Source organism: Escherichia sp. E4736 (genome assembly GCF_005781225.1).
Taxonomy (GTDB): Bacteria; Pseudomonadota; Gammaproteobacteria; order Enterobacterales; family Enterobacteriaceae; genus Escherichia.
Window position 1 is genome coordinate 1 of the sequence record NZ_VATT01000068.1, and the last position, 6,969, is coordinate 6,969.

The window sequence follows — 6,969 nt, forward strand, 5'->3', positions numbered from 1 at the left end:
AACCGCGCCGTCTTTACAGACGAATTCCGGTGCACGATAGGTCCGCTTCACCCCGTCCGGTGCGGCAGGCTGGTCCTGCGGAATTTCAAATTTGATTTCCTGCAGACGGAGATAATTCACCCCCTTGTGCAGATAGGCATTTTCGACAAGACAGGCATGGATGTAATAGGTCTTTCCGGCCTCGAAATTAGATTCGGTAAAATACAGGGCGATATCGGGCGCGCCACCACTGGCTTTAAGCGGGATCTGCGTTTTTCCCAGTAACGTCAGCGGCGTGTAGTGGTTCTTTTTCTGTATCTCTTTTCCGGCAAATAGATACACCGCGCCGCCCAGCAGGTCGTGCTCCTTCACCGCCTCCCAGTTCGAAAGCAGCGGGAATGTCGCCAGGCCATAGCTGTCATCACCGGGGCGCGCCTGAGGGTTCTGCCCTTCTGCCACGCTGACAGCTGGCGCCGTCGCGGCCTCCCAGGCACTGTTGATAAAAAAGTTCGCGGTGTTGACCATCGTCCCGACGCCATAAATCCCGGCGCTGAACGCGGTAAGCAGCGTGCGGTTTTCCCGGGGCTGCACGTTAATGACGGCGCTCCCCAGGTCGTCCAGCATGACGTAAAAATAATCCCCACTGGTTCTGTCTGTCGCACAGGGGACAATTTCACTGAACGATGCATCGCTGATGATGGCATCTTCGGTAATGCGGGTCACGAGGGGGTAAAAACAGGCCTGGGTGTTTCTTAGTCCCGGCACGGTCAGCCGCCAGGCCATAGCAGGACGTGAGGATAACGGTCGCGTGCTGTCATTGCTGTAATCAATTAACACCGGTGTATCGGCAGCAAAAGTGACGTCAATATCAATATCGGCATCCCAGGCTACATTCCAGGTCACGGTTTCAGAGGTAACCGGGATTCCACTATTATCAAGGCAGCAGGAAACCGTCCACGACAGGCGGTCACCTTTCATCAGGCTGTCATCCACAGTCAGTAAGCAGCCGCCATATAAGGTATTGCCGTCCTGCCACCAGGAGATTTCAGGAGGATAAAAATTCCCCCGGTTTAATGCAAAGGGACACTCGGTTCCGGAAAAATGTTCACCGGCTTTCAGTTGATACTGAAACGTGGCATATAGCGTCTGTCCGGGAAAGATATTGCAGTTGTTTTGCGGGCTGATATGCAGCAGCCGGGATGAATTGGCTTCGCGGATGCGCAGTGGGGACATCGCACACCATGCAAAACTTGCATATGCCCAGACTTCACGATTGGCAATTTCCTCTTCTGTAAAGGGCATCGTTACCTGATTATTTTTATCCACATCCATAATAGCTACCCCCTCTATGGAGGAGGCTACTTCACATTCCAGTTCCCCGCTAAAACAAAAACATACTTTACGATTACAACATATATTCCCGCCAGGAATTAATGTGACTGTATCAGTTAAATCACGGAAATCACCAGTACTATTGACAACCATGTCTACTGCGTCATATGTGCGTAAATCTAAATTATATGGAGTTTCAACGACAAGATCGGTACTGATATCACCAAGATAAAAGGTAAGAGTTATACTTTGTACATAAGGTACCATTGTTTTTTCTATCAGAGTTTCTGCGTTGTTCAGAGTAAGGAAGGGCAAAATACCAAATAAAAATTCTCCATTCTGATCTGTTTCTGTATTATAAAAGCCATAACTATCCTGTTGTAATTTCTTTGCGTCACCCTCATAGGATATTTTGAGTATTGGATGAGTATCAAGTGTGGACCAGTCATTTTTGGTGACCACATCAACATGATATTTGAAGGGGCTTTTTTTTATTGGATTATTTTCAGCGTCAAAAATTTTAATCAGATAATAAATGTGGTTATTCTTAAGATTACTTCCATCCGGTGAATAGAGGGTTGCGCAGACTGGGCCTTTCCGTTGACTTATAGTCATAGTCAGCCCATCTTTCTCTATCTTTTTGTACGTGGTATTAATTACTTTAGGTGACATTGTATTATCCTGTGCTTTGTTCATTGCTCACACTTAGTATGATGCTATAAAATAATAACCGTACACCATCTGTTGCGGCTTACCGTTATGACACCAATTGATGATGTGGGTAATTAATACCGCACCTTTATTAAAACAAGTACTTATAAAGAGATTATGTTTTTATAATTATGCAGGTACTGTTACATTAACCGTTAGTTTCTTGTCTATCTGAGCATTGCATTATTTCATCAGTGAGCTTTTGCGGTTTGATTTTTAAGATATCTATCTCTACAAATAAGAATATTACTTCTTTTATTTATAAAAGAAATCTGTAGTCCTTAAGTAAAATGTTATAGAAATAATGTACCAGATGGAGTGGTTCATTTAATTAAAGGATGTATAACATGAACAACGTATTCAATGTTGTCCGTAACGAATCTACTGGCGTCTGGGTCGCGGTATCGGAGTTTGCAAAGAGTCGGGGAAAACGAACCGGACGTCGTATGCTGGCCGGCTTTGCGATGACGCTGGTTGTTTTCGTATTGACACTAAACTGTGTTACTTCGTCGCTCGCCGCAACGGTGTCGATTCTGCCGGGAGAGAGCGTCTATCTGTCACAAATCTATGGCACTGGCGCAAATCAGACAACGCGTTTAAGTGATCTCATTTTTAATGGTACGAGCTCTTCTCCGGCAACGCTTATTGTTGACCGCAATACGCCACTGGGGACAGACAGTTGGTTGTTTAATGCCACCGGTAATGCCGTTAACTTAATTAGTCTGAGTGGAACTCGAAGAGCAGTGATTAAGCTGCTGGACGGTATTGATATGACAATAAGCAACTCCACAGGGGGAGCTGTTTATAATTCCGGGACTGCTTCGGGAATTGTGTATGAACTCGGCAATGGCAGTCAGCTCCGTTTTGTCGATAACCGTGCCAATAATGGCTATCGTGGCCTTATCATCTCAAATTCAGATGTGCTTTTCCGTGGTGCGAACGGTACTGTTGTTTTTGACAATAACAGCGCCTACTCCTATGACCCCGCGATAGATACCACTAACGCCAACATTATATTTGAAGGCAACGTAACGCTGACCAATAATGTCAATCACGCTATTGCCGGCGGTGTTATTCGGTTACATGACTCGGGCAATTTGATTTTCAGTGGTACAGACGCCTCCATTATTATCGGTAATAACAGCGCAATAAGTTCGGGTGGCGGATTATTTTCTGACGGAAGTGTGCAGTTGTATGGTAATGCCGATATCTATGGTAACCGGGCTGTCAGGGATACTGCGGGAGCTATCGTTGCACAGACCGGACTGGTGATGGAGACGAACGGTATCGATGGTATGAAAGTGCATGGAAACTATTCCAATGGCCAGTATGCAGGCGCTATTCTTATCGGCAACAGCGCGAATTTTACCGGCACGAGTCTGCTACATGCGAAAAATAGCGATATTCAGTTCTATAATAATTTCACCGGGGTCGGAAATCTCTTAACGCCCAATATGACATATGCGGTTGCCAATGCGATTAATATCCGCCAGCCGAATGGTGTGTTGAATATTGCTGCTGACGCTGGGCGTCAGATTCTGTTTCGTGATCCGATAACCAGTTTCAACTCCACTGGCGTGGCAATAAATGTCATTGTTGGAATTAATACCACCAACGGCAGCGATGCTACCGATGGGAAAGTGACTTTTAGTGGCGAAGATTTCACACCTGGTTCTCAAAATACGCAATCGCGGATTTATGCCAATACCACCGTTTATGGTGGTGTCCTGGAACTGAAAGACAATGCTCAGTATGGCATAAACACCAGCAGCACGCGGTTTACATTGCGGGACGGTGCCACTTTATTGTCAACCAGCACGGCGGCGAATACCGTGAATGTGCTTTCATCCGGCACCATGAATTTCGCCGATGGCTCGCTGATTAAGAGCAATGGCGACAGCAAATTGAATCTGAATGCCGGTAGTCGGCTGATTGGTACTGCAGCAGGTGACACGGTAGCGATTGAAACCGACGGAGCCGATAAACTGACACTCGGCGGAGTCCTGTCCGGCCCTGGCAAACTGGAAAAGATCGGCACGGGAACCTTATCTACGGCTAACGCCAATCAGTTCCTCAACACAGGTGGATTCAATGTCAAAGAAGGAACACTGAACGCGCAGAACATGGCGCAGAGTTTCAGTTCACTGGATATCCAACATAACGCGTTAATGACGATGGGCAACAGCGGCGAAAACCTGTCGATCACCGATCGCGCCATGATTGCCGGTACGCTGGAAAACGTCCAGACGCTGAATAAATCAGGCAGTGGTGAGCTGCAGATTGCTAATTCCGTAGGCGCTAACCGGTTGGATATGTCTGGCGGTACGCTGAAAGTTGATGCCGGTGAAACGCTGATTGTCGCTGCGGACGCAAATTTTGGCAGCGGTGTAACCGCGCAGGTTGATATTGCCAGTGACCCGGCACTGAGCGCCGATACTCTCCAGCTTACCGGGAACAATACGCTGGATATCTCCGGCTATGCCCCTGTTTCTGATGAGAATCTGTATACCCTTATCCGCACCCGGAACGGGATTAGCGGCGATTTCAGCTATACCGTCGCAGGACAGGCTTTGCAGGATTATGTCGATACAGACCATTTTCTGATCGGATGGGCGAAGAAAGATGACGACAGCAAAAATGTTATTGCGCAGTTTGGTCTGGTCTGGTTAAACACCGAAGACTCCAGTGCTCACGGTACGTTCAACGTAACGGACAGTCACAGCTTTACCCTGGGAGACGCACTGCAAGATAATCTGAACTCCACCGCGTATGGTTTCGGCTGGGACGGCAAAAGCCTCAGCAAAACTGGTGGCGGTACGCTGATATTCTCCGCCATCAACGGCTATACCGGTAGCACGACTGTTAATGAAGGCACACTGCGGACCGCTATCGCCGACACACTGAACAGCAGTAGCGATATTATCGTCAACGGTGGTGTACTCGATCTGAACGGCAACAATCAGCAGGCTAACCGCCTGAGCGGCAGCGGTGGCGTTGTGATGCTGAACGGCGCATCGCTGATCGCCGTTAACGCCACGGACAGTGATAATTCGCGTTTTGACGGTGACATCATCGATGGCAATGTAGCTGGCGGCCGCTTCATCAAGAACGGTGATGGCAGCCTGACGCTGGCGGGACAGACGGCCTGGATCACAGATACTGAGATTAATGCGGGGGAGCTTGTCTTTGATGGTGCCAACGGTGGCGCGCAACTGACCAGCAATATTATTGGTAATAACGGCAGCCGACTGACTCTGCAAAACGGCGCACAACTGACCGGATGGATCGACCCGGCGAATGTCGATATTGATGCTGCCAGCCGCTGGAACATGACAGCTGCTTCAAAGGTCAACGATCTGAGCAGTGCCGGAACGATCTCGATTTCCGCACCTAACGATAATGATTTCAAAACCCTGACCGTGGCGGGCAACTACACTGGCAATGACGGTCTGATTGTGATGAACACGGAACTGGGGGGCGACGATTCTCAAACCGACAAGCTCATTGTTCACGGCGATACGGTCGGTAACACCAGGGTTGCGGTGCATAATGTCGGGGGCGTGGGTAAACAGACTGACAACGGTATTGAACTGGTTCATGTTGACGGCAGCTCTACCGGTCACTTCGCCCTGACCACCGGCACTGTGGAAGCTGGCGCTTATGTTTATACGTTGGCGAAAGGCACTGACAGTGCGGCGCAAAACTGGTATCTCACCAGTAAGTGGAAAGGTCCCGTTTTACCTGTTCGACCCGTTGTACCGGAGGCTCCGGTCAAACCACCGGTAGTGGATCCGATGGCACCAGACGCGCTGCGCCCGGAAGCGGGTAGTTATATCAGCAATATTTCAGTCGCGAACACGCTGTTTAACCACCGTCTGCACGATCGTCTTGGTGAACCGCACTACACCGACGCGCTAAAAGAGGACGGACTGGCAGCCAGCATGTGGATGCGCCATGTCGGCGGTCATGAACGTTCTGTTGTCGGTGACGGTCAGTTGAAAACGCAGAGCAACCGTTATGTGCTGCAACTGGGGGGTGATATCACACAGTGGAGTACCGACGGCACCGACCGCTGGCATTTGGGGGTGATGGGAGGTTATGCAAACGCGCGCAGCAATACCCGCAGCGACCGCGCCGGTTACGGCTCTGACGGACGTATCAACGGTTACAGCGCCGGGCTGTACGGAACCTGGAACCAGAATGAGGCGGATAAAACCGGGGCGTATGTCGATAGCGGGATGTTGTACAACTGGTTTAATAACAGTGTGGCAGCAGATAACCGCGCCAGCGACAGTTACAGTTCGAAAGGACTGACTGCCTCACTGGAAGCGGGTTATACCCTGAAATCCGGAGAGTTTTCCGGCAGTCGGAGCACGCTGAACACCTGGTATATCCAGCCGCAGGCACAGGTTACCTGGATGGGCGTGAAGGACAATGCGCACAACCGCAACGATGGGACCCGTATTGAAACTCAGGGCGATGGTAACATCCAGACGCGTCTGGGTGTGAGAACGTACCTGAACAGTCATCACAAAATGGATGATAGTAAGCAGCGTGAGTTGCAGCCATTCGTGGAAGTAAACTGGATCCACAATACCGAAACCTTTGGTGTGAAGATGGATGGCGTAAGCATCAGTCGTGACGGCGTGCGTAATCTGGGCGAAATCCGCACCGGGGTGGAAGGTAAAGTGAATGCTAATCTGAGCATCTGGGGCAACGTTGGTGTACAAACAGGTGACAAAGGCTATAGCAACACTCAAGGAATGCTGGGGATTAAGTACAGTTGGCGCTAACATTGCCTGATGCGCTACGCTTATCAGGCCTACATATCAAAGCAATATATTGAATTTGCGCGATTTTATGGCCGGATAAGGCGTTTACGCCGCATCCGGCATGAACAAAACGCACTCTGTCAGAAAACGGGAAGGAGCCTGTACATAGATTTGT

At 49.3% G+C, this 6,969-nt stretch carries 1 protein-coding gene and 1 pseudogene; one reads left to right on the forward strand and one right to left on the reverse strand.

Features of this window, described 5'->3' with window-relative positions:
• A partial coding sequence (locus FEK46_RS23200) for a hypothetical protein (protein WP_138194848.1) occupies window positions 1-1,983 on the reverse strand: 1,983 nt, incomplete at its 3' end.
• Window positions 1,984-2,381: 398 nt separating this feature from the next.
• On the opposite strand from FEK46_RS23200, the pseudogene FEK46_RS23205 reads away from it, so the two are divergent.
• Window positions 2,382-6,815: pseudogene (locus tag FEK46_RS23205) on the forward strand (autotransporter outer membrane beta-barrel domain-containing protein); the annotation flags it as partial.
• Window positions 6,816-6,969: the final 154 nt, after the last annotated feature.